Source organism: Stutzerimonas nitrititolerans, assembly GCF_003696285.1.
GTDB lineage: Bacteria > Pseudomonadota > Gammaproteobacteria > Pseudomonadales > Pseudomonadaceae > Stutzerimonas > Stutzerimonas nitrititolerans.
In genome coordinates this window covers 103,890-123,783 of sequence record NZ_RFFL01000008.1, presented here as the reverse complement: position 1 = coordinate 123,783, position 19,894 = coordinate 103,890, and the positions used below count along the sequence as shown (strand labels likewise).

At 61.4% G+C, this 19,894-nt stretch carries 20 protein-coding genes, 1 tRNA gene and 1 pseudogene; 12 read left to right on the top strand and 10 right to left on the bottom strand.

Annotated features, from left to right (window positions below):
* Positions 1 to 116 precede the first annotated feature (116 nt).
* Together EA795_RS11860 and polA are read right to left on the bottom strand one after the other, a co-directional pair.
* Positions 117 to 635 (bottom strand): Hcp family type VI secretion system effector, encoded by a 519-nt coding sequence (locus EA795_RS11860; protein ID WP_003284174.1) that lies wholly within the window; start codon positions 633 to 635, stop codon positions 117 to 119.
* A gap of 549 nt (positions 636 to 1,184) precedes the next feature.
* Positions 1,185 to 3,929 carry a DNA polymerase I gene (gene polA / locus EA795_RS11855; RefSeq protein ID WP_122077485.1) on the bottom strand — a complete coding sequence of 915 codons (2,745 nt, stop codon included), beginning with the start codon at positions 3,927 to 3,929 and terminating at the stop codon, positions 1,185 to 1,187.
* 76 nt (positions 3,930 to 4,005) lie between these two features.
* Between polA and EA795_RS11850 the strand changes: the two genes are divergently transcribed.
* A complete protein-coding gene (locus tag EA795_RS11850; RefSeq protein ID WP_014851038.1) occupies positions 4,006 to 4,287 on the top strand; it encodes a DUF2782 domain-containing protein in 282 nt (93 codons plus the stop codon).
* 29 nt (positions 4,288 to 4,316) lie between these two features.
* On the top strand, positions 4,317 to 5,267 hold the full coding sequence (locus EA795_RS11845; RefSeq protein ID WP_122077483.1) for a homoserine kinase: 951 nt from the start codon (positions 4,317 to 4,319) through the stop codon (positions 5,265 to 5,267).
* Here EA795_RS11845 and EA795_RS11840 read toward each other — a convergent pair.
* From EA795_RS11840 to EA795_RS21045, 3 genes are all read right to left on the bottom strand, one after another.
* Positions 5,191 to 5,571 (bottom strand): hypothetical protein, encoded by a 381-nt coding sequence (locus EA795_RS11840; RefSeq protein WP_349771813.1) that lies wholly within the window; start codon positions 5,569 to 5,571, stop codon positions 5,191 to 5,193. The genes EA795_RS11845 and EA795_RS11840 overlap by 77 nt on opposite strands.
* Positions 5,572 to 5,612: 41 nt before the next feature.
* A complete protein-coding gene (locus tag EA795_RS11835; RefSeq protein WP_122077481.1) occupies positions 5,613 to 6,092 on the bottom strand; it encodes a hypothetical protein in 480 nt (159 codons plus the stop codon).
* A gap of 86 nt (positions 6,093 to 6,178) precedes the next feature.
* On the bottom strand, positions 6,179 to 6,415 hold the full coding sequence (locus EA795_RS21045) for a hypothetical protein (RefSeq protein ID WP_158601304.1): 237 nt from the start codon (positions 6,413 to 6,415) through the stop codon (positions 6,179 to 6,181).
* Positions 6,416 to 6,514: 99 nt separating this feature from the next.
* Here EA795_RS21045 and EA795_RS11830 point away from each other — a divergent pair, with 99 nt between their 5' ends.
* The 5 genes from EA795_RS11830 (at position 6,515) to ppnN (ending at position 11,204) form a co-directional block, all read left to right on the top strand.
* Positions 6,515 to 7,189: a TIGR04211 family SH3 domain-containing protein gene (locus EA795_RS11830; RefSeq protein WP_058076294.1), complete on the top strand. Its 675-nt coding sequence runs from the start codon at positions 6,515 to 6,517 to the stop codon at positions 7,187 to 7,189.
* 162 nt (positions 7,190 to 7,351) lie between these two features.
* Positions 7,352 to 7,960 (top strand): CDP-alcohol phosphatidyltransferase family protein, encoded by a 609-nt coding sequence (locus EA795_RS11825; protein WP_058078060.1) that lies wholly within the window; start codon positions 7,352 to 7,354, stop codon positions 7,958 to 7,960.
* A gap of 70 nt (positions 7,961 to 8,030) precedes the next feature.
* Positions 8,031 to 8,651, top strand: a complete 621-nt coding sequence (locus EA795_RS11820; protein WP_014851031.1) for a lysophospholipid acyltransferase family protein — start codon at positions 8,031 to 8,033, stop codon at positions 8,649 to 8,651.
* Position 8,652: 1 nt separating this feature from the next.
* On the top strand, positions 8,653 to 9,585 hold the full coding sequence (locus EA795_RS11815; protein ID WP_058078061.1) for a phosphatidate cytidylyltransferase: 933 nt from the start codon (positions 8,653 to 8,655) through the stop codon (positions 9,583 to 9,585).
* Positions 9,586 to 9,830: 245 nt separating this feature from the next.
* On the top strand, positions 9,831 to 11,204 hold the full coding sequence (gene ppnN, locus EA795_RS11810; RefSeq protein WP_122077479.1) for a nucleotide 5'-monophosphate nucleosidase PpnN: 1,374 nt from the start codon (positions 9,831 to 9,833) through the stop codon (positions 11,202 to 11,204).
* 88 nt (positions 11,205 to 11,292) lie between these two features.
* Here ppnN and EA795_RS11805 read toward each other — a convergent pair whose 3' ends face one another.
* Positions 11,293 to 12,393 carry a TRAP transporter substrate-binding protein gene (locus tag EA795_RS11805; protein ID WP_122077477.1) on the bottom strand — a complete coding sequence of 367 codons (1,101 nt, stop codon included), beginning with the start codon at positions 12,391 to 12,393 and terminating at the stop codon, positions 11,293 to 11,295.
* 297 nt (positions 12,394 to 12,690) lie between these two features.
* Here EA795_RS11805 and EA795_RS11800 point away from each other — a divergent pair, with 297 nt between their 5' ends.
* The 4 genes and pseudogenes from EA795_RS11800 to EA795_RS11785 all read left to right on the top strand — a co-directional run bounded on the left by EA795_RS11800 (position 12,691) and on the right by EA795_RS11785 (position 16,350).
* A complete protein-coding gene (locus EA795_RS11800; protein WP_014851027.1) occupies positions 12,691 to 13,236 on the top strand; it encodes a TRAP transporter small permease subunit in 546 nt (181 codons plus the stop codon).
* Positions 13,229 to 14,605, top strand: coding sequence for a TRAP transporter large permease (locus EA795_RS11795; RefSeq protein WP_014851026.1), 1,377 nt, complete (start codon positions 13,229 to 13,231; stop codon positions 14,603 to 14,605). Before EA795_RS11800 ends, EA795_RS11795 begins: the two co-directional genes overlap by 8 nt.
* A gap of 93 nt (positions 14,606 to 14,698) precedes the next feature.
* Positions 14,699 to 15,925 (top strand): methyltransferase, encoded by a 1,227-nt coding sequence (locus tag EA795_RS11790; protein ID WP_122077475.1) that lies wholly within the window; start codon positions 14,699 to 14,701, stop codon positions 15,923 to 15,925.
* Between the two features lie 43 nt (positions 15,926 to 15,968).
* Positions 15,969 to 16,350: pseudogene (locus EA795_RS11785) on the top strand (histone-like nucleoid-structuring protein, MvaT/MvaU family).
* Between the two features lie 160 nt (positions 16,351 to 16,510).
* Here the strand turns inward: EA795_RS11785 and EA795_RS21630 are convergent.
* The 4 genes from EA795_RS21630 to EA795_RS11770 all read right to left on the bottom strand — a co-directional run bounded on the left by EA795_RS21630 (position 16,511) and on the right by EA795_RS11770 (position 19,428).
* Positions 16,511 to 16,744, bottom strand: a complete 234-nt coding sequence (locus tag EA795_RS21630; RefSeq protein ID WP_432813941.1) for a DUF2845 domain-containing protein — start codon at positions 16,742 to 16,744, stop codon at positions 16,511 to 16,513.
* 138 nt (positions 16,745 to 16,882) lie between these two features.
* A complete protein-coding gene (locus EA795_RS21040; RefSeq protein ID WP_158601303.1) occupies positions 16,883 to 17,284 on the bottom strand; it encodes a hypothetical protein in 402 nt (133 codons plus the stop codon).
* A 135-nt stretch (positions 17,285 to 17,419) separates the two neighbouring features.
* Entirely contained in the window at positions 17,420 to 17,899 is a 480-nt protein-coding gene (locus tag EA795_RS11775) for a DUF6392 family protein (RefSeq protein WP_122077471.1), read from the bottom strand.
* Positions 17,899 to 19,428 (bottom strand): S-type pyocin domain-containing protein, encoded by a 1,530-nt coding sequence (locus EA795_RS11770; protein ID WP_122077469.1) that lies wholly within the window; start codon positions 19,426 to 19,428, stop codon positions 17,899 to 17,901. The genes EA795_RS11775 and EA795_RS11770 overlap by 1 nt, the downstream gene beginning before the upstream one ends.
* 301 nt (positions 19,429 to 19,729) lie before the next feature.
* Here EA795_RS11770 and EA795_RS11765 point away from each other — a divergent pair.
* A tRNA-Thr gene (locus EA795_RS11765) sits at positions 19,730 to 19,805 on the top strand.
* The last annotated feature ends 89 nt before the right edge of the window (positions 19,806 to 19,894 follow it).

Below are 19,894 nucleotides of genomic sequence, written 5' to 3'. Positions count from 1 at the left end.
AGAGGCGCCGCTCTGGAATGCGCACTGTCCGCATTCCAGAGCGGCGTAACCCGTTTCTGGAGACTGCTTCGCAAAACGACTTCGGCCAGGCGTGCCCGGCCGAAATCGCTGATCACTCAGCCGGCGATCGGGGTACGCCAGTCATCGGAGCCGGAGGTGCCGGAGACTTCATGGGTCCAGACGATCTTGCGGTAGGTGAAGTACACGTCTTCCAGATGGGTGAAGTGGGACATGTTCGGGTCCTGGCAGTTGGGCATGCGCGACTGCACGTCGACGATCACCGCATCTTCCAGTTCGATGGTGTAGTAGTGCTCCTGGGTGCCGGTCGAGGAGGTGCGGTACCACTCCAGACGGCACTTGTTCAGGCGTTCGCCGGACGTCAGGGCATTGAAGATCAGCGGCGAGGACTTGTCGAAGACCTTGGTGATCATCAGCGGCTTGTGCACGCGCTGGCCGGTGGGCTGACCCGACTGCGGATCGCGCGGAATGATGACCTGGTGCTGGAATGCCTGCACCAGAATCTGATCTTCATGACCTTCCTGGAAGATATTGCCGACCGAGTCCTCGGTGAAGGTACCAGCGGTGATCAGACCTTGTTTGGTGCCTTCGAGGGAAAGATACGCGGGGGTTGGCATGAGTGCTCTCCTTTGCCTGGTTTATGCCGGAATGGCAGAGAAGACATAACAAGGAGCGTGCCAGGAATATTTATTCCTTATGAATCAATGGCTTGGCTAAAGCGACCCAGGCGGGGCAAGACCGCTTTGTGCGTAGCATCACAGAAAGCTGCGCAACTTCTTGCCCAGTGCAGTGCAGAAAGTTGCGCAATCAACGCCACGCCTTTGGTCATCCGCCTCGAAGCACGCTGTCCACAGGTTATCCACAGATATGCTGCGCAAGATACTGCGCAATCTACCGAAGATCGCATTCTTCCGTTCGAAGGAAGCCTTTCTCTCGCGGAACTTTTCTCCAGGCAAAAAAAACCTCGAACTTCGTTGGGGGAGGGGGAAGTTCGAGGTTGAATCCGGACCGCTAGGGCGAGGTCCAGAGATCTGCCAACACTTAACACAACAAGGAGCATCGAAGGGCTTTCACACCCTTCGTAGCCTAGGACTCGACCCTATAGCCGGAAGTTCAATACATCGCGAAAAAACTTCCGGATACCTCCATCCAACCCCGCGCGCCCTTCAGTGCGCCTCATCCCAGTTAGCGCCCACGCCGGTTTCCACCAACAGCGGCACGTCCAGCTCGGCGGCCTGACTCATCAGCGGGCTGATGGCGTCGCGTACCTGATCCAGCAGGTCCTCGCGCACCTCCAGCACCAGTTCATCGTGTACCTGCAGAATCACCCGGGCATCCAGGCCGCTCTCCTGCAGCCAGCCATCCACCGCGATCATGGCGCGCTTGATGATGTCCGCCGCGGTGCCCTGCATGGGTGCGTTGATCGCGGTGCGCTCGGCGCCCTTGCGCATGGCGCCGTTCTTGGAGTTGATCTCGGGCAGGTAGAGGCGACGGCCGAACAGCGTCTCGACGTAGCCCTGCTCGGCGGCCTGGGCGCGGGTGCGCTCCATATAGGCCAGCACGCCGGGATAACGGGCGAAGTAGCGATCGATGTATTCCTGCGCTTCCTTGCGGCCGACGTCGATCTGCTTGGCCAGGCCGAAAGCACTCATGCCGTAGATCAGACCGAAGTTGATCGCCTTGGCGCTGCGCCGCATGTCGGTGGTGACCTGCGCCAGCTCGACGCCGAAGACCTCGGCGGCAGTGGCGCGGTGGACGTCCAGGCCGTTCTGGAAGGCATGCAGCAGGCCCGCATCCTGCGCCAGGTGCGCCATGATGCGCAGCTCGATCTGCGAGTAGTCGGCCGCCAGCAGCTTGTAGCCGGGCGCGGCGACGAAGGCCTGGCGGATGCGCCGCCCTTCGGCCGTTCTGATCGGGATGTTCTGCAGGTTCGGGTCGGACGAGGACAGGCGCCCGGTCGCCGTCACCGCCTGGTGATAACTGGTGTGGATGCGCCCGGTGCGCGGGTTGATCTGCTGCGGCAACTTGTCGGTGTAGGTGCCCTTGAGCTTGCTCAAGCTACGGTGCTGCATGATCACTTTTGGCAGCGGATAATCACGATCGGCCAGTTCGGCCAGTACGCTTTCGGCCGTCGAGGGCTGGCCACCGGCGGTTTTCGACAATACCGGGCAGCCGAGCTTTTCATAGAGGATGGCGCAAAGCTGCTTGGGCGAGCCGAGGTTGAATTCCTCGCCGGCGAGTTCATAAGCCTCGCGCTCCAGAGCAACGAGCTTTTCGCCAAGTTCCACGCTCTGCTGGCCAAGCAGCTGTGCGTCGACCAAGGCGCCGTTGCGCTCGATGCGCGCCAGCACCGGCACCAGCGGCATCTCGATCTCGCGCAGAACCTCGAGTAGCGAGGGCGTCGCCTCCAGCTTGCCCAGCAACGTTTGATGCAGGCGCAGGGTGACGTCGGCATCCTCGGCCGCGTAAGGCCCGGCCTGCTCGATGGCGATCTGGTCGAAGGTCAGCTGCTTGGCGCCCTTGCCGGCGATGTCCTCGAAGCGGATGGTGCCGCGGCCGAGGTACTTCAGCGCCAGGCTGTCCATGTCGTGGCGGGTGGCGGTGGCGTCCAGCACGTAGGATTCGAGCATGGTGTCGTAGGCCTGGCCGCGCAGCTCGATGCCGTAGTGCATCAGCACGTTCATGTCGTATTTGCCGTGCTGGCAGATCTTCTGCTTGTTCGGATCTTCGAGTAGCGGCTTGAGCGCAGCGAGTACCGCATCGCGATCCAGCTGCTGCGGTACCCCCATGTAGGAATGACACAGCGGCACGTAGGCGGCCTTGCCGGTCTCGATGGCGAAGGAAACCCCCACCAGTTGCGCCTGCTGCGCGTCGATGCTGGTGGTCTCGGTATCGAAGGCGAAGCAATCGGCGGCCTGCAGACGGGCCAGCCACGCGTCGAACTCAGCCTGTTCGAGTATCGTGTCGTACTGCGCCTCGGCCTGGATCGAGCAATCCTCGGGGGCGACTTCGCAATTCTCGCCCGCCGCCTTGGCCTCGCGCAGCAGCTCGTCGAGCCACTGTTTGAACTCCAGTTCGCGGTAGAGCGCGATCAGCGCCTCGCGGTGCGGCTCGCCGGGCATCAGGTCGGCCACCTGCACATCCAGCGGCACATCGATCTTGATGGTCGCCAGCTCGTAGGACATGAAGGCCGCCTCGCGGTGCTCCTCCAGCTTGGCCCCCAGGGATTTGGCGCCACGAATCGGCAGCGCCGCGACCTGGTCGAGGTTGTCGTAGAGGCCCTTGAGTCCGCCGGAAATGCCGTTGAGCAGGCCGCAGGCGGTTTTTTCGCCGACGCCGGGCACGCCAGGAATGTTGTCGACCTTGTCGCCCATCAGCGCGAGGAAATCGATTATCAGCTCCGGCCCGACACCGAACTTGGTGCGTACGCCTTCGATGTCGTAGACGCTACCGGTCATGGTGTTGACCAGGGTAACGTGCGGGCAGACCAGCTGCGCCATGTCCTTGTCGCCGGTGGAAATCACCACGTCGCGCCCCAGCGCCGCGCATTGCCGCGCCAGGGTGCCGATCACGTCATCCGCCTCGACCCCCTCGACGCAGAGCAGCGGCAGGCCCAGCGCGCGCACGCTGGCATGCAGCGGCTCGATCTGGCCGCGCAGATCATCCGGCATCGGCGGGCGGTGGGATTTGTATTCGGCGAACAGCTCGTCGCGGAAGGTCGGGCCCTTGGCATCGAAGACCACGGCGAAGGGGCTGTCCGGATATTGCCGGCGCAGCGACAGCAGCATGTTCAACACGCCCTTCACCGCGCCGGTCGGTTTGCCGGTGGAGGTGGTCAGCGGCGGCAGGGCGTGGAAGGCGCGGTAAAGGTAGGACGAACCGTCCACCAGAACGAGGGGCGTTTGACTCATGAGCGGGATCAACCTTTTCGACGGGCCCCCAGCTAGAATGCACGGGACCGATCACTGGAAAAGGGACAAGGTTATCATGCGCGCTCTCAAACACCTGTTGCTCGCCAGCATGCTCACGGCCGTACCGCTGAGCGGTTTCGCCCAGGAGTCGGTGGATGGCGACCCGGACGTGACCATTCGCCAGGAAGGCGACCGTACGGTGGAGGAATACCGGGTCAATGGCTTCCTCTATGCTGTGAAGGTCACCCCCAAGCACGGCAAGCCCTATTTCCTTGTGCGCGCCGATGGCGACAGCAACTTCGTCCGCGCCGACAAACCGGACATGCTGATCCCCGCCTGGGAAATCTTCAGCTGGTAACAGCGCGCAATTCTTGAAGGAAGGCCACCATGTCGGTATTCACGCCGCTCGAGCGCCACGAACTGGAAGCCTTCCTGGCCCCCTACCGGCTGGGCCGTCTACGCGACTTCCAGGGCATCGTCGCCGGCACCGAGAACAGCAATTTCTTCGTCAGCCTGGAACAGGGCGAATACGTACTGACGCTGGTCGAGCGCGGGCCGGTGCAGGATCTGCCCTTCTTCATCGAACTGCTCGAGGTGCTGCACCAGGCCCGCTTGCCGGTGCCCTATGCGCTACCGACCGCCGAGGGGGAGGCACTGCGCTCGCTGGCCGGCAAGCCGGCACTGCTGCAACCGCGCCTGCCGGGCAAGCACGTCACCGCAGCGAATGCCGCCCACTGCGCCGAAGTCGGGCGACTGCTGGCGCGCATCCACCTGGCGACCCGCGAGCGGATCCTCGAACGCCCCAGCGACCGCGGGCTGGACTGGATGCAACGGGAAGGACCGAGCCTGGCGCTGCGCCTGCCCGAGGAGCAACTGCCGCTGCTGCGTGACGGGCTGGCGGAGATCGCCGAACTGCGCACGAAGATCCTCGCGCTGCCCAAGGCCAACCTGCATGCCGACCTCTTTCGTGACAACGTGCTGTTCGAAGGCAGCCACCTGACCGGCGTGATCGACTTCTATAACGCCTGCTCGGGGCCGATGCTCTACGACGTGGCGATCGCCGTGAACGACTGGTGTTCGCACCCCAACGGCGAGCTCGACCAGACCCGCAGCGAGGCCTTGCTGGCCGCCTATTCCAGCCTGCGCCGCTTCACCCCGGCGGAGGCCGAGTTATGGCAGCCCATGCTGCGTATCGCCTGCCTGCGCTTCTGGCTTTCGCGCCTGATCGCCGCGCAGGCGTTTGCCGGACAGGACGTGCTGATCAAGAATCCCGAGGAGTTCTGCCGCCTGTTGGCCGCGCGCCGGCAGGCGCACAGCGCTCTGCCATTTGCGCTGTAGCCTGATCCAGCGAGATAGCCTCCGGGCACGCCGTCTCGATGGCTTCGCTGAGCTGACGCAGGCAGATGTCCAGGGCCAGCTCCCGATGGCGGGTTTGCGACTTCGGGCTCTCGGCGAAAGCATCCAGCATATCCTGTGGGTCCTCGCTACCGACCAGCATGCCGTGCTGCACGGTAAAGGTGCGCCCCTCGAGCGAGAGCCTCACCGGGTCGCGCCCTACCAGCGATGCGCCACGCGCCAACAGACTATCGATATGCTCGCGCAAGGCGTGGTACTGGCGCTGATCCCGCTCATGACACGTCATCGCTTGTCTCGCTCCCTGGTGTTTGTCGTTCAGCGCCAAAATCAGACGGAACGCCGGCGAATTTCTTCGACTTCCAGCAGTTCGCCCGAATCCGGCAGCTTCACCTGGCCCACTACGTCGTCCCAGGCGAACAGCCGATGGTCATGACTAAGATGGCAATGCCCAGCGAAGTATTCGGGGTCCGAGACCCACACGCTTACCAGTTCCCGGGTGAGCTGCCCGTCGGCGCCGCGATGGCTGAACTCCATGTCGAACAACACCGGCGAATCGGCGGTTGCACCCGGTTCCGCGGCGCATCGTTCGCTCGGTTGAACGTCGGGTCCTTTGACAGCTGAAAGGTGGAAGCCTTGCGGTCCAAGAGGTCGGCCATTGATATCCAGGCCGTCCTGGGCGAGCAGATCGCGCATGGTTCTGGCTTCATCAAGATGGTGCCCGGCTTTCGCGATACGAAAGCGCTGGCGAGCGCGCTCCAGCAACGAGGCCGTGACCAGGGGGCCCACCGATCGAGACTGGTTTTTCATGACGCCCTCCATGGCATCGAATTCAAAAAAGCGCTTATCCCGCACGGGAGTTTGATATCGGAATGATATCAAACGTGATGCATTCATCATTCTTCATTTGACAGATGCGACACATCGACGCAGCCAGACTCAACGAGAAGCTCTGGCGCAAGGCCTCGAACGGAGGGCGAGACGTCGCCGCCGGCCGAGCGCGCCGCCAAATGGTCGAAACGTTCGATGAACCCAACGCCATTCGTGGTGTCTGTCAGCAGATGAAGTCGGCGGCTGGCTCGTGAGCCTTGGGTTTCATGGAGCACGGTGCCGGTCTTCCGGCCATCTTCCATGCATCACCGTCATTCCCGCCTTCGCTGCAACGGAGCCCGGTCAGAGGCTCGGCATCTGCTTGTCTTCACTTGTGATCTGTCCCTTATATGAAGAGCACCATGTTTTCCATTCATCACCTTTCTCAGCGTCTTTTTCGTTCCCGCTCGTTCCCGAACCGCGTATGGCAGCTGGCCCTTTGCACCGGTTTGCTCGGCTTCTTCGGCGCCGCTCAGGCACAGGAGACAGCCAGCAACGAACGCTGGGTCAGCGATAGCCTGAATACCTACGTACGCAGCGGTCCGACGGATGGCTACCGCATCGTTGGCACCCTGACCTCCGGTGAGAAGGTCGAGCTGCTGGGCACCCAGAACGACTACAGCCAGGTCCGTGGCGAGTCGGGCAGCGTCGTCTGGATCCCCAGCCGCGATCTGCAGGAGGTGCCCGGCCAGGCCGAACGCCTGCCGCAACTGGAGCAACAGGTGGCCGAGCTCAGCGAGCAACTGCGTACCATCGACGACAGCTGGAAGGCCCGCGTCCAGGGCATGCAGGAAACACTGGATTCGCGCAAGGCGCACATCGACGAGCTGGAAGCGCGCCGCCAGGCCCTGGATGCCGAACTGACCCAGGCGCAATCGGAGCTGCGTACCACCCAGGCGCGGCTCGGCGATGAGAACAACCAGCTCCTGATGCGCTACATGGTCTATGGCGGCAGCATCGCCGGAGCCGGGCTGCTGGCCGGCCTGATCCTTCCGGCCATGACGCGTGGACGCAAGCGCAACGATCGCTGGTTCTGATCCACGCCAGCGCCAACCCGCTCGCAAAAACGGCGACATGCAGGGCAACAGGCTTGCGGCGCAGCCTGCGTTTACGCCAAAGTCCGGGTCCGGCTGATAGCCGCCGACCCGGCCTTGTGACGTCACCGTCAGCCCTGGACCGACATCGAAAGGAATCGATGAATGCTCTCCATCTACCAGCTCAAGCCACGCTTTCAGAATCTGTTGCGCCCATTGGTGCGGCGTCTCCATGCACTCGGCATTACCGCCAACCAGGTCACCGTCGCTGCCCTGGTGCTGTCGCTGCTGGTCGCCGGCAGCGTCGCCCTGTGGGCGGAGCAGACCTGGCTTTTCGCATTGATCCCCCTCTGGATGCTGGCGCGCATGGCACTCAATGCCATCGATGGCATGCTGGCACGCGAATTCGGCCAGCAATCCAGACTGGGTGCCTATCTCAACGAGCTCTGCGACGTGGTCGCCGACAGCGCCCTGTATCTGCCCTTCGCCCTGCTGCCAGGCGTTTCGGCGATGACCGTGGTGCTGGTCGCCCTGCTCGCGCTGTTCAGTGAATACGCCGGCGTACTCGGCCCGATGGTCGGCGCGTCGCGCCGCTACGACGGCCCCATGGGCAAGAGCGATCGTGCCTTCGCCTTCGGCGTGCTGGCCACCGGCGTGGCCTGCGGCTGGTTGCCGGCAAGCTGGGTCAACGGCGCCTTGCTGCTGATAGCCGCCCTGGCGCTGTACACGCTGGTCAACCGTGTACGCCAAGGCCTGAACGAAACGCCGGCCTGACTCCTTGCAAAGATGTTCACGGCGCATGTCCCTGCGCCCCGTCAACCGCCGATACCCCGAGGAACCACCGATGATCGGCTATTTGTCCGCTTTCCTGCTCACCTCCGTGGCGCGTCTGCTCACCGGCGCGCGCAGCCTCTGGCTGGGCTGTGCACCGACCCGCACTCAGCGTATCTACTTCGCCAACCACACCAGCCACGGCGATTTCGTGCTGCTCTGGGCCTCCCTGCCACCCGCGCTGCGGAGGCGGACCCGACCGGTAGCCGGCGCGGATTACTGGCAGAAGGGACAGTTGCGCCGCTTCATCATCAACCGCGTGTTCCATGGCGTGCTGGTCGACCGTGAGCGCCGCGACCCTTCGGCCGATCCCTTGCAGCCCATGCTCGATGCGCTGGATGAAGGGCATTCGCTGATCATGTTTCCGGAGGGCACGCGCAATCTCGAAGAGGGTTTGCTGCCCTTCAAGGGCGGGCTCTACCGTCTCGGCCAGGCGCGCCCCACCGTGGAGCTGGTGCCGGTATGGATCGCCAACCTCAACCGCGTGATGCCGAAGGGCCGTTCGCTACCCTTGCCGCTGCTGTGCACGGTCAGTTTCGGCGCACCGCTGAGCATCGGCGAGAACGAAGACAAGGACGCCTTCCTGGCCCGCGCGCGTCAGGCGCTGCTGGAACTGGCACCGGAGGAAGCCTGACATGGATAACAACACTCTCATGCTGTTCGCCGGAATCGGCGCCCTCCTCGCCCTGGCATCGCTGATCGGCTTCGTGCTCAAGCGCCGCAGCGGCGATGCCGAAAACCCGGTGATCGACAACCTCAACGCGCGCATCAACGCCTGGTGGGTAATGGTCGCGGTGATCGGCATCGCCTTCTGGCTTGGCCATACGGCCGTGGTGATCCTCTTTTATCTGGTTTCTTTCTTCGCCCTGCGCGAATTCATGACCCTGGCACCGACCCGGCGCAGCGACTACCCGGCACTGGCCGCGGCGTTCTATTTCGTGCTGCCGATGCAATACCTGCTGGTCGGAATTGGCTGGTACGGCCTGTTCGCGATCTTCATTCCGGTGTACATCTTCCTGCTGCTGCCGATCCTCGCCTCGCTGGGCGGCGACACCACGCGCTATCTCGAGCGCGCCGCGAAAGTGCAATGGGGCCTGATGATCGCAGTGTTCTGCGTGTCTCATGTGCCGGCGCTGCTGACGCTGGAAATCGCCGGCTTCGAAGGCCGCAACCTGCTGCTGATCGCCTGGCTGGTGATGGTGGTGCAGCTCTCCGACGTGCTGCAGTACGTCTGCGGCAAGCTGGCCGGCAAGCGCAAGATCGCGCCCAACCTGTCGCCATCGAAAACCGTCGAAGGCTTCGTCGGCGGCATCGCGCTGGCAACGCTGATCGGCGCGGCACTGTTCTGGATCACGCCTTTCACCTTCTGGCAGGCGGCGCTGATCGCACTGGCGCTGAATCTGCTCGGCTTCTTCGGCGGGCTGGTGATGTCGGCGATCAAGCGCGACCGCGGCGTGAAGGACTGGGGACACATGATCGAAGGACACGGCGGCATGCTCGATCGACTCGACTCGGTGTGCTTCGCCGCGCCGATCTTTTTCCATACGCTGCGCTACTGGTGGGGATGAATTTCTATCCGCGCACCTGAGCGGCGCCGCCGCTTCCACGAATTACCGGCGCGTGCCGCTGTCTGTGTTCTGGCGGAGGCTTGCTTGGCGCAGCCGTACCTGTCATACGAGGCGGGGTAAGATGGCGAGCACGAACCATGCTTGCCATCCCGCCGCGCAGGCGAAAGGCCTGCCGAGCAGCGATCGACGCTTCACCATCCTGATGCACCGGCTTTGCGCCGTGCATTGTTTTCAGGGAACCCCTAATGATCTCAAGACCCGTAACCACCGCCTCGGTCAGCGCCAAAGGCAGCCTCGAAGCGCTTTCCCAGCGCGAAATGCACCAGCTCAGCGAGGCCGGTGCGAGCAGTGTCTACACGCTGTTCCGCCAGTGCGCCCTGGCCATCCTCAACACCGGCGCGCACATCGACAACGCCAAGACCATCCTCGAGGCCTACGAGGATTTCGAGGTACGCATCCATCAGCAGGATCGCGGCGTACGGCTGGAATTGATCAATGCACCGGCCGATGCCTTCGTCGATGGCGAGATGATCGCCAGCACCCGCGAGATGCTGTTCAGCGCGCTGCGCGACATCGTCTACACCGGCAGCGAGCTCGGTGCTCCGCGCATCGATCTGAGCAGTTCCCAAGGCATCACCGACTACGTATTCCATCTGCTGCGCAACGCCCGCACGCTGCGGCCCGGTGTGGAGCCGAACATGGTGGTGTGCTGGGGCGGGCATTCGATCAGCAGCGAGGAATACCAGTACAGCAAGCGGGTCGGCCATGAGCTGGGCCTGCGCAACCTGAATATCTGCACCGGTTGCGGTCCCGGCGTGATGAAGGGGCCGATGAAGGGCGCCACCATTGCCCACGCCAAGCAGCGGCTCATCGGCGGTCGTTACCTGGGCCTGACCGAACCCGGCATCATCGCCGCCGAGGCGCCCAACCCGATCGTCAACGAACTGGTGATCATGCCGGACATCGAAAAGCGCCTGGAAGCCTTCGTGCGCGTCGGTCACGGCATCATCATCTTCCCGGGCGGCGTCGGCACCGCCGAGGAGTTTCTCTACCTGCTCGGCATCCTGCTCCACCCGGACAACCAGGACCTGCCGTTCCCGGTGATTCTCACCGGCCCCAGGGACGCCGCCCCTTACCTGCAGCAGTTGCATGACTTCGTCGGCGCCACCCTGGGCAGCGATGCCCAGAGTCGCTACCAGGTCATCATCGACGATCCGGTGGCCGTGTCACGGCAAATGAATGCCGGCCTGAAAGAGGTCGGCCTTTTCCGCCGCGAACGCAACGATGCCTTCCACTTCAACTGGCTGCTGAAGATCGACGAGGGCTTCCAGCACCCCTTCGACCCCACCCACGAGAACATGGCGAACCTGAAGCTGAGCCGCGACGTACCGGCCCACCAGCTGGCCGCCAACCTGCGCTGTGCCTTTTCCGGCATCGTCTCGGGCAACGTGAAGGACAAGGGCATCCGCCGCATCGAGCAGTTCGGCCCTTATGAAATCCATGGCGATACGGCGATCATGCAGCCGCTGGATGAGTTGCTGAAGGCCTTCGTCGAGCAGCACCGCATGAAGCTGCCGGGCGGTCGCCCCTATGAGCCCTGCTATCGCGTGGTGACCTGAGTCCGCCCGCTCGACCGGCGACATGCCGGGAGAAATGGAAACGCCGCCACCGGCTGCAACCGGTGACGGCGTTTTCGTTGCGGCCTGATCAGCCGCGGATGTTGTAGATGTCCTTCTCGTTCAGCTCGGCATAGTCGTAAAGGCGCTTGAGATAGGCGCTCTGCTGCTCCCACACCTTGCTGGCCACCGGATCGGCGGCAGCGGAAGCATCGACCACCTCGGCCGCCACTTCCTTCAGACGCGCCAGCACCTCGTCAGGCAGGCGGCGTACTTCGACGCCCTGTTCGCGCAATTGCTCCAGCGCTTCCATGTTCTGCGCGTTGTAATCATCGAGCATGTCGCCGTTCACATCGCGGGCGGCGGCACGAACGATTGCCTGCAGATCGGCCGGCAGGGTTTCCCAGGCCTTGATGTTCACGTCCAGCTCGAAGGTCACGTTGGGCTCCTGCCAGCCCGGGGTGTAGTAGTACTTGGCCGCCTTGTGCAGCCCCAACGCCATGTCGTTGTATGGACCGATCCACTCGGTGGCATCGATGGCGCCGGTCTGCAGCGAGGTGAAGATCTCGCCCGCCGGCATGTTCACCACGGTACCGCCCATCTTGGTCAAGACTTCGCCGCCCAGGCCGGGCGTACGCATCTTCAGGCCACGGAAGTCCTCGACCGAGTTGATCTCCTTGTTGAACCAGCCCGCCGTCTGCACACCGCTGGCACCACAGGCCATTGGCAGCACGCCGAAAGGCTTGTAGACCTCTACCCAGAGCTCCATGCCACCACCGCGATGCAGCCAGGCGTTCATTTCCTGGGCATTGGGGCCGAAGGGCAGCGCACAGAAGAACTGAGCAGCCGGCACCTTGCCCTTCCAGTAGTAAGGTGCACCGTGGCCCATTTCAGCCGTGCCGCGCGAGACCGCGTCGAAGACTTCCAGTGCCGGAACCAGCTCGCCCGCGGCATAAACCTTGACCTTGAGCCGGCCGTTGCTCATCTCGTTGACCAGCCTGGCGAAACGCTCGGCGCCGACACCGACACCGGGAAAGTTCTTCGGCCAGGAGGTCACCATTTTCCAATTGAAGGTCTGCTGTTCCGCAGCCGGGTTGGCGCCTGCGGTTCCCGTGCTTTCCTCCTTGCATCCGGCAAGAGCCGTGGCTGCCAGGCCCACGCCTGCAGCCGCAAGAATGTCACGACGTTTCATGCTGTTACTCCTTGTTATTGTTTGTTATTTCGCAACGACCAAACGCTGTTGGTTAATCAACCCGACGCGCTGAACGACATCACGACAGCGACATAAACTGCGCCTTAAGAACCGACAAGGCAATCAGCAGACTTTGAAGCGATGATCAAAAGGCTCAACTGTCAGCTCGATTAACATTAGTGGCTCGGCCCGTTCAAGCCTAGCCCAGGCGACTAAAGTCGTAAGCCATTGCTGCGAGAACTCGCACCTGCATAAAATCCGACTCTCTCAACACTTAACAATAAGAAGGACGTACCAATGTCCGATACTCCCCCACCCTTGCTGCGCCTTGCCGGCATGGTCGATCGGCTGAACCTGCTGTTCGGCAAGGCCTGCGCCTGGTTAACCCTGTTCCTGGTTCTCGGTACTGCACTCGTCGTGATATTGCGCTATGGCTTCGGCATCGGTGCCACGGCGCTGCAAGAGGCCGTGCTTTATGCCCACGCGCTCGTATTCATGGGGGCAACCGCGTGGGTTCTGCAACGCAACGGTCATGTCCGCGTCGACATCTTCTATCAGAAGTTCGGGCCGCGTAGCCAAGCGCTCGTCGAGATGTTCGGCACGCTGTTCTTTCTGTTGCCGGTATGCCTGTTTCTCGGCTGGGCCAGTTGGGATTACGTGAGCAACTCCTGGGCGACACTGGAGGCATCCAGCGAAACGGGTGGCCTCAAGTTCGTATACCTGCAGAAGAGCATCATTCTGGTACTGGTCGTTTCCCTTGTACTGCAAGGAATCTCCGACTTGATCAAGTCCATCTATCGGCTCGCTGGTCGCCTGCCTACTTCCGAGGTGACGCATGGTTGAGTTGATGGCGATTCTGCTGTTCGTTTGTATCTGCGCCGCGCTGATGGCCGGTTACCCGGTCGCCTTCACGCTGGGCGGCGTATCGTTGCTCTTCGCCGGTATCGGCATACTCACCGGAACCTTCGACGGCGGTTACCTCAGCGCCCTGCCGAACCGTCTGTTCGGCATCATGAACAACCAGACGATGCTGGCGGTTCCGTTGTTCGTGTTCATGGGGGTGATGCTGGAGAAAAGCCGCGTCGCCGAAGACCTGCTCGAGTCCATGTCGCGCCTGTTCGGCACGCTGCGTGGCGGGCTGGCCATTTCCGTCTGCGTGGTCGGCGCGCTGCTGGCCGCCAGCACCGGGATCGTCGGCGCCACGGTAGTGACCATGGGACTGCTGGCGCTGCCCACCATGCTGCGCCGCGGTTACGATCCGGCGATCTCCACCGGTACTCTGGCCGCGACCGGTACGCTCGGACAGATCATCCCCCCTTCGATCGTGCTGGTGCTGCTGGGCGACGTGATGTCCAGCGCCTACCAGCAGGCGCAGTTGAAGATGGGCATCTTCTCGCCCAAGACCGTATCGGTCGGCGACCTGTTCGTCGGCGCCCTGCTGCCCGGACTGTTACTGGTCGGTCTCTACATCGTCTACATCATCACGATCGCGGTATTCCAACCGAAGAAGTTGCCAGCCCTGCCGCAGGAAGAACTCGGCCCCATCGAGTGGGGCAAACTCTCCTATGCGCTGGTGCCGCCGCTGCTGCTGATCGGCGCCGTGCTGGGCTCGATTCTCGCCGGCTACGCAACGCCCACCGAAGCTGCGGCACTCGGTGCACTCGGCGCCATGGTGCTGGCGCTGTACAAGGGCAAGCTGAACTTCACCCAGTTGCGCCAGGTGGCATTCGGCACCACCGAAATCACCGCCATGGTGTTCATGATCCTGATCGGTGCGTCGCTGTTCTCGCTGGTATTCCGTGGCTTCGGCGGCGAAGCCATGGTCGAGCACGTGTTCGATCAGTTACCCGGTGGCGTGCTCGGCGCATTCTTCCTGGTCATGCTGGTGATCTTCCTGCTCGGTTTCATCCTCGACTTCATCGAGATCATCTTCGTGGTGGTGCCGATTGTCGGTCCGGTACTGCTGGCCATGGGGCTGGACCCTATCTGGCTGGGCGTGATGATCGCCCTGAACCTGCAGACCTCCTTCCTGACGCCGCCATTCGGATTCGCGCTCTTCTACCTGCGTGGCGTCACGCCCCCATCGGTGCCGACCAGCACCATTTACAAAGGCGTGGTGCCCTTCATCCTGCTGCAGATATCGCTGCTGGTGATTGCGTATCTGTTTCCGGGGCTGATCACCTGGCTGCCTGAGCTGGTATACGGCAAGTAGCGACCGACCAACGCCCGTCTCCGACGGGCGTTTCGATTCATGCGCATGGCATCCGGCTACAATCGGCCCAGCCCGTACCCACCAGCCAAGCCAATGCCGACCTCGTCACCCCTTTGCGCACGTTTTCATGCCCTGGACGCCTTTCTCACCCGTCATCAGGCGCTCTGGCGGCCCCGCCCGTTCACCGAGCACTTCCTGCCCTGGGAGAGTACCCATCCTGAGCTGGCCGCCTGGCTGCGCCGCCGCTCGCTGGCCGACGCCGAAACCGCCCACAACCAGCCTGCAAGGCTTCCTGCACCCGCCCCCTTTCCGGAGCTGGCCGCCACCGCCACTCGCCTGAGCCGCATAGAGGAACTCCCCGCGAGCGAGCCTCCGCTGACCGACAGCCGCCAGAGCACCGACGTTCCAGGCCGCAAATGGCTACAGATCCAGGCGTTCGCCGCCTGCCTGCAGTTCAGGGAGAAACCTCGCCACTGGCTGGACTGGTGCGCGGGCAAGGGTCACCTCGGTCGCCAGCTGGCCCGCGGGGGCGCTGCACTGACCTGCCTGGAATGGGACCCGGCGCTGGTCGAGGACGGCGCCCGCCTGAGTGCGCGACTTGGCATCGCAGCCAACCACCAATGTCAGGACGTGCTCGCCGCAGACACCACCCAGCACCTGCAAACAGAACACACGCCCGTCGCCCTCCACGCCTGCGGCGACCTTCATGTGCGGCTGCTGCAGCTGGCCATCGACAAGCAATGCCGACAGCTCGCCATAGCACCCTGCTGCTATAACCGCACGCGTCTGGATCATTATCAGCCGCTGTCTCGCACCGCGCAGTCCTCGTCGCTGCGGCTGTCACGCGACGACCTCGGCCTGCCGCTGAGCGAAACCGTCACCGCCGGCGCCCGTGAAAAACGCAACCGCGACCAGTCGATGGCCTGGCGCCTGGGTTTCGACTTGCTCCAACGCAACCTGCGCGGGCAGGACGAATATCTATCAACGCCCTCGCTGCCTAGCGCCTGGCTGAAGAAGAGCTTCGAAGATTACTGCCGCGACCTGGCCGAGCTGAAACAGCTGCCCGCACCCGGCAGCGAAGACTGGCAGGCACTGGAACGCCAAGGCTGGCAACGCCTGGCCGAAGTGCGCAATCTGGAACTGCTGCGCAGCCTGTTCCGCCGCCCGTTGGAACTCTGGCTGCTGCTCGACCGCGCCCTGCTGCTGGAAGAACAGGGCTACCATGTCCGCCTCGGCAGCTTCTGCCCGAGCGAACTCACCCCCCGTAATCTGCTGCTGCTCGCCGAGCGGCCAGCCACCGCAGAAAACAGCCGCAAGTAACTGGCAACAAACGGTTTACTCGCCGCGAGCAATGGCTACCTACATGAGGAAAAAGCAGAGCACTTCAAAGATCGCCGAATACAAGCTCTGGAAGCACAACTTACAGAGCAATTGAAGCAGCTCGATACTCTCAAGAACGACAAAGAATTGAGCGAGAGATGGAGTTCGAGGAAAAACTACGGGCACTGATGGCCGAGTATGGTGTGAGCCTGCGCAGCCTCATTTCCATGCTCGATCCGCAGCCAAGCACAAGCGCCGCCTTGCCTGCCAGCCGTAGCGGAGCCAGGAAAGAACGCAAACTGAAAGTCTATAAACACCCCGAATCCGGCGAGATAGTAGAGACCAAGGGCGGTAACAACAAAGTGCTCAAAGCTTGGAAGGCAGAGTACGGATCGGATGTCGTTGAAGGCTGGCTGCAGCAGTAGAAGACACAACCCCCATGGCAGTCCGTACGCTATGTTTGAGAATAAACGACGATTCTCGTAGGGGCGGAACTGCCTTGGCTACACAATGAATTCGGTAGCCATATCATATAAAGCAGGGCAAAACGCTTCAAATCGCGGCCCGGCGGTGCTGCTGCATACGCTATAATCTGCGGGTTTCAATCTTCACCAATTTCCCATCTATAAAGCGCAGAAAATTGTGCGCCCCGTTATTCGGACCGTACACCCAAGTCTCTACCGTCACCGCTCCCCTTGGCAAATTACCATCAGGCTGGACTGTAGGGTTCACAACCTCCTTATCGGATGGCTCTCCGCACTTCGTCAACACCTCGTACGAACTCGCCCCTGTGGCAATTATTCCCTCGTTACACCTCATGGTTTCTGCGTAGGTTTGGCCTGCCCCCAAAAGCGCACTAATAAGAAATATAGGCGAAGCAAATTTCATCTCTTCCTCCTTACCTGCTTAGAAGGGGCAACCCCTTCTAAGCATTAGTCTATGCAATTAGGCTTAAAGTCAACCCGCAGTTTTTATGATTTGGAGCAAAACAGACTGTGGAGCCGATTCTGCAGAAACAACCGAAATCGTTGTATTCGCTCCTGCGGCAGAAACTGCCTGCTGTAAATTGTTAGAAGTTAACTGGGCGCCGTTGAATGTCGCTGAAAACATTTTACTATCCCCAGCAGCGTCAATTGCATCAAGCAGCTGAGCAATATTGGTCGCTTGCGCGGTATTTACCGATATCGTAGTTTTTGAGCCAGCATTATTCACCGCTTGAATCAGATTATCAGCTGTAGATTGTGCGCCATTGAAATCCGCACTGACAAATATGCCTTGAATAAGGCACATCAGGACCATTGCACGATCCTGATTAATAAATGTTGAGCCGAGTCTCATTTCCAGGCTGCTCCACTGCATTCACCGTCGAGGATAGTTCATCAAACTCGATAACCGAGCTTCTTTGCCCCTTGGTGAAACATTAGCATTTCAATGGCAACAATATTTGTTACCTATTGGAGAGGCTTCTCGAAACGCGCCGGCGCGGTGAGTAATTCAGTCGTGGCCTTTGTCGATCAACTCAAATGCCAGGCCTGCCGCGGTCGTATCTTGCAGATACTGAACAACAATCTCTGCGTTGGGATGAAATGCCTGGCCCAAGCGATACGCATCCCATCCTCCAGTGACTCCGATCGGAGGTGGCAGCTTTACAGGTCCCTTCGTCTGGTAGGGATCTCCCAGCAAATCTCGAACACCTGACTGATTCATTCGATGCGTGAACGGAGTGGGCAGCTCACCGGTGTATAGCTCGTCGCCTTGCACCAGTGCCGCCAAGGTGATGACCACCCTTTCCAGTTTTTTCGTCTCAGCCCAGAACCACAATTCGATACCTGGTGCCGGCTTGTGGATAAGGTCCTCGTTTCGCCCTTCAGTGAACAGGGGTACGGGTGAGCCTTGAATGAGGCTTTCGGAAACAAGCTCGTCATAGGTACGGCCGAGCCCTCTGGCCAAGCGATTGATTGTGACCGCATCCATCAGTACCACCCCTGCTCTTCGTTGATTTCGTGCATCCTCGCCCTGGCCACTTCCAAGTCTGCGCCTGCGAAACCCTCTTCAAGCATATAGGGCTTGATCGCGTTGAAGTTATTATCCAGAGCTGTACGGAGGTCATCAGCATCTTGTAGTTGCTTCGTCTCCGTGTTCCTGCCCCCGTAGGTTTCGCTGAATTTCTGGTGAACCCTTGCCGGGATTGCGACACCTGCGACTTTCTTCAAATACTCTTCCACCTGTTTCGCAGTCAAAGTCCTGAAGTTGTTCTGCAGGTAACGCCGAATGGCTGCCTGAGAGGGCATATGGTCCACGTGAAGACCATTGCGGGGCCTGCCGCTGAATGCGCCAAAAGTGTCCACCTCCAGCGGCTTGACTGCCGGCTTGGCAAATACGAGGTACAGAGGAGGCACGCCCGAATCAGCAGGGAAGGTGATGATCACGTCCTGCCAGGTCAGATCATCCTCGGCCGGGAACACCTCGATCTCGCTATCGGCGTCTTCCGCGATGGGGTGTACCAGAACGTTATCCAGCGCTTCAGTTACGCCTGGATATGTCGTAGGCGCACTCACGACCGGCCCCTCGTTTGGCGTCCAGATGATGGTTACGCCACCGAGCTGGGCTTCCATTGCTCGTTTGCCGTCGCTCCAGCGCGCGTCTACAACCGGAACGCTCCCGGTTTGGGTATGCAGACCGTAGGCCCGCACAATCCCATCTGTCCCTCGACGGAATTGAAAGCGTACGCGGGTTGACGCAGCGCTCAGCCCTCGCAGCTCATCTTCGCTGTAAAGAGTGCCGTCGCCCATGTTGGACGGCCACAGAGCCAGCAACAAAGTGCTGGCTGCCGTCCCGGCCGTCATCGCGGTGCCTCGAAGTCCCCAGCCCCCCAGCCCTTCGAATATGGACTGCCCAGCCACCCGCCCCAACGCCACCGTGCCGGCGGCGGCCGCGCCTCGATCGCTGGCGACCACGGAGCTCTTTTGCTCGACCGTGCCAAGCAAGGCGATACGCCCGAAGCTATCAGCAGGCTCTACGGTCGTGCCCGCTGTGGTGGATCCACGCGGCACACTGCAGGATTTGGCGAATACACATTGGCTCGAGGCAAGACCGCGCACAGCATGAGTGGGAATATCGGTGGTGAACTGATTGGTGTAGGTGCCTTCTCGGATCGCCCTGGCCCAAATCTCGGTTGCAGCCTCCGCCCGCACGGCTAAGTCCGGCGCGATACCAATCGAGCCTCCCGTGCCGGCGACAACACTCCCTTGGGTGGCGATCAGCCGATTACTTCCGAACGGACAGCCGCATTTGACAGCGTGCCCCTCGGTAGCCACGGCAAGGTGTTCGTCAATGACGGTAGGGTTGCCCTCGGCGATGAAGCCCATGCTCTTGCAGGCCGGGCACCATACGGGATCACTGATCCTGGCAGCTTTTCGGAACTCAACAGTGTGTGTGGAAGAGCCAGCCACCACGATACCGCCGGTGCTGGTGGGGTCACCTTCCCTGATGACTAAAGCCATGATCGTCCTTGAGGCCTTGGTAGGAAGGAACGAGCCTAGCAAGCGACATCGGGTAAAGCGCAGGGCAGGTTCACGATTCACGACCCGCTTGGCGGCGGAATGTCGGATTTTGTGATGGCAGCTTGACACCCCGACTTTCCTTTGCCACATTTCGCCCCGGAGGATTCGTGTGCCCCGTGACGTTTGGATGGGGACGGAGCCAACTGCTCAGGAGTGCGATACACCGAGAGCAGGAATGCAGAATTTTTGAGCGCATCGGTTTACAGGGCATAAGCAATCGCTATAATGGCGGCCCTTCTAAGCCGGTATAGCTCAGCTGGTAGAGCAACTGACTTGTAATCAGTAGGTCCCGGGTTCGACTCCTGGTGCCGGCACCATAGACACAACGACTCAGGCTCACCGAAAGGTGGGCCTTTTTCGTTTTCAGCGTCGCGTCATCGCTTCGGTGCTTCCTTTCTCAACGCGC

Coding starts and splice junctions, on each gene's coding strand:
- EA795_RS11805 (WP_122077477.1), bottom strand. CDS start 12,393: ATGAAACGTCGTGACATTCTTGCGGCTGCAGGCGTGGGCCTGGCAGCC.
- EA795_RS11820 (WP_014851031.1), top strand. CDS start 8,031: ATGATCGGCTATTTGTCCGCTTTCCTGCTCACCTCCGTGGCGCGTCTG.
- EA795_RS11825 (WP_058078060.1), top strand. CDS start 7,352: ATGCTCTCCATCTACCAGCTCAAGCCACGCTTTCAGAATCTGTTGCGC.
- polA (WP_122077485.1), bottom strand. CDS start 3,929: ATGAGTCAAACGCCCCTCGTTCTGGTGGACGGTTCGTCCTACCTTTAC.
- EA795_RS11860 (WP_003284174.1), bottom strand. CDS start 635: ATGCCAACCCCCGCGTATCTTTCCCTCGAAGGCACCAAACAAGGTCTG.
- EA795_RS11775 (WP_122077471.1), bottom strand. CDS start 17,899: ATGGATGCGGTCACAATCAATCGCTTGGCCAGAGGGCTCGGCCGTACC.
- EA795_RS11790 (WP_122077475.1), top strand. CDS start 14,699: ATGCCGACCTCGTCACCCCTTTGCGCACGTTTTCATGCCCTGGACGCC.
- EA795_RS11845 (WP_122077483.1), top strand. CDS start 4,317: ATGTCGGTATTCACGCCGCTCGAGCGCCACGAACTGGAAGCCTTCCTG.
- EA795_RS11795 (WP_014851026.1), top strand. CDS start 13,229: ATGGTTGAGTTGATGGCGATTCTGCTGTTCGTTTGTATCTGCGCCGCG.
- EA795_RS11840 (WP_349771813.1), bottom strand. CDS start 5,571: ATGACGTGTCATGAGCGGGATCAGCGCCAGTACCACGCCTTGCGCGAG.
- EA795_RS21040 (WP_158601303.1), bottom strand. CDS start 17,284: ATGCAGTGGAGCAGCCTGGAAATGAGACTCGGCTCAACATTTATTAAT.
- EA795_RS21630 (WP_432813941.1), bottom strand. CDS start 16,744: ATGAGGTGTAACGAGGGAATAATTGCCACAGGGGCGAGTTCGTACGAG.
- ppnN (WP_122077479.1), top strand. CDS start 9,831: ATGATCTCAAGACCCGTAACCACCGCCTCGGTCAGCGCCAAAGGCAGC.
- EA795_RS11850 (WP_014851038.1), top strand. CDS start 4,006: ATGCGCGCTCTCAAACACCTGTTGCTCGCCAGCATGCTCACGGCCGTA.
- EA795_RS11770 (WP_122077469.1), bottom strand. CDS start 19,428: ATGGCTTTAGTCATCAGGGAAGGTGACCCCACCAGCACCGGCGGTATC.
- EA795_RS11815 (WP_058078061.1), top strand. CDS start 8,653: ATGGATAACAACACTCTCATGCTGTTCGCCGGAATCGGCGCCCTCCTC.
- EA795_RS11830 (WP_058076294.1), top strand. CDS start 6,515: ATGTTTTCCATTCATCACCTTTCTCAGCGTCTTTTTCGTTCCCGCTCG.
- EA795_RS11800 (WP_014851027.1), top strand. CDS start 12,691: ATGTCCGATACTCCCCCACCCTTGCTGCGCCTTGCCGGCATGGTCGAT.
- EA795_RS21045 (WP_158601304.1), bottom strand. CDS start 6,415: ATGGAAGATGGCCGGAAGACCGGCACCGTGCTCCATGAAACCCAAGGC.
- EA795_RS11835 (WP_122077481.1), bottom strand. CDS start 6,092: ATGAAAAACCAGTCTCGATCGGTGGGCCCCCTGGTCACGGCCTCGTTG.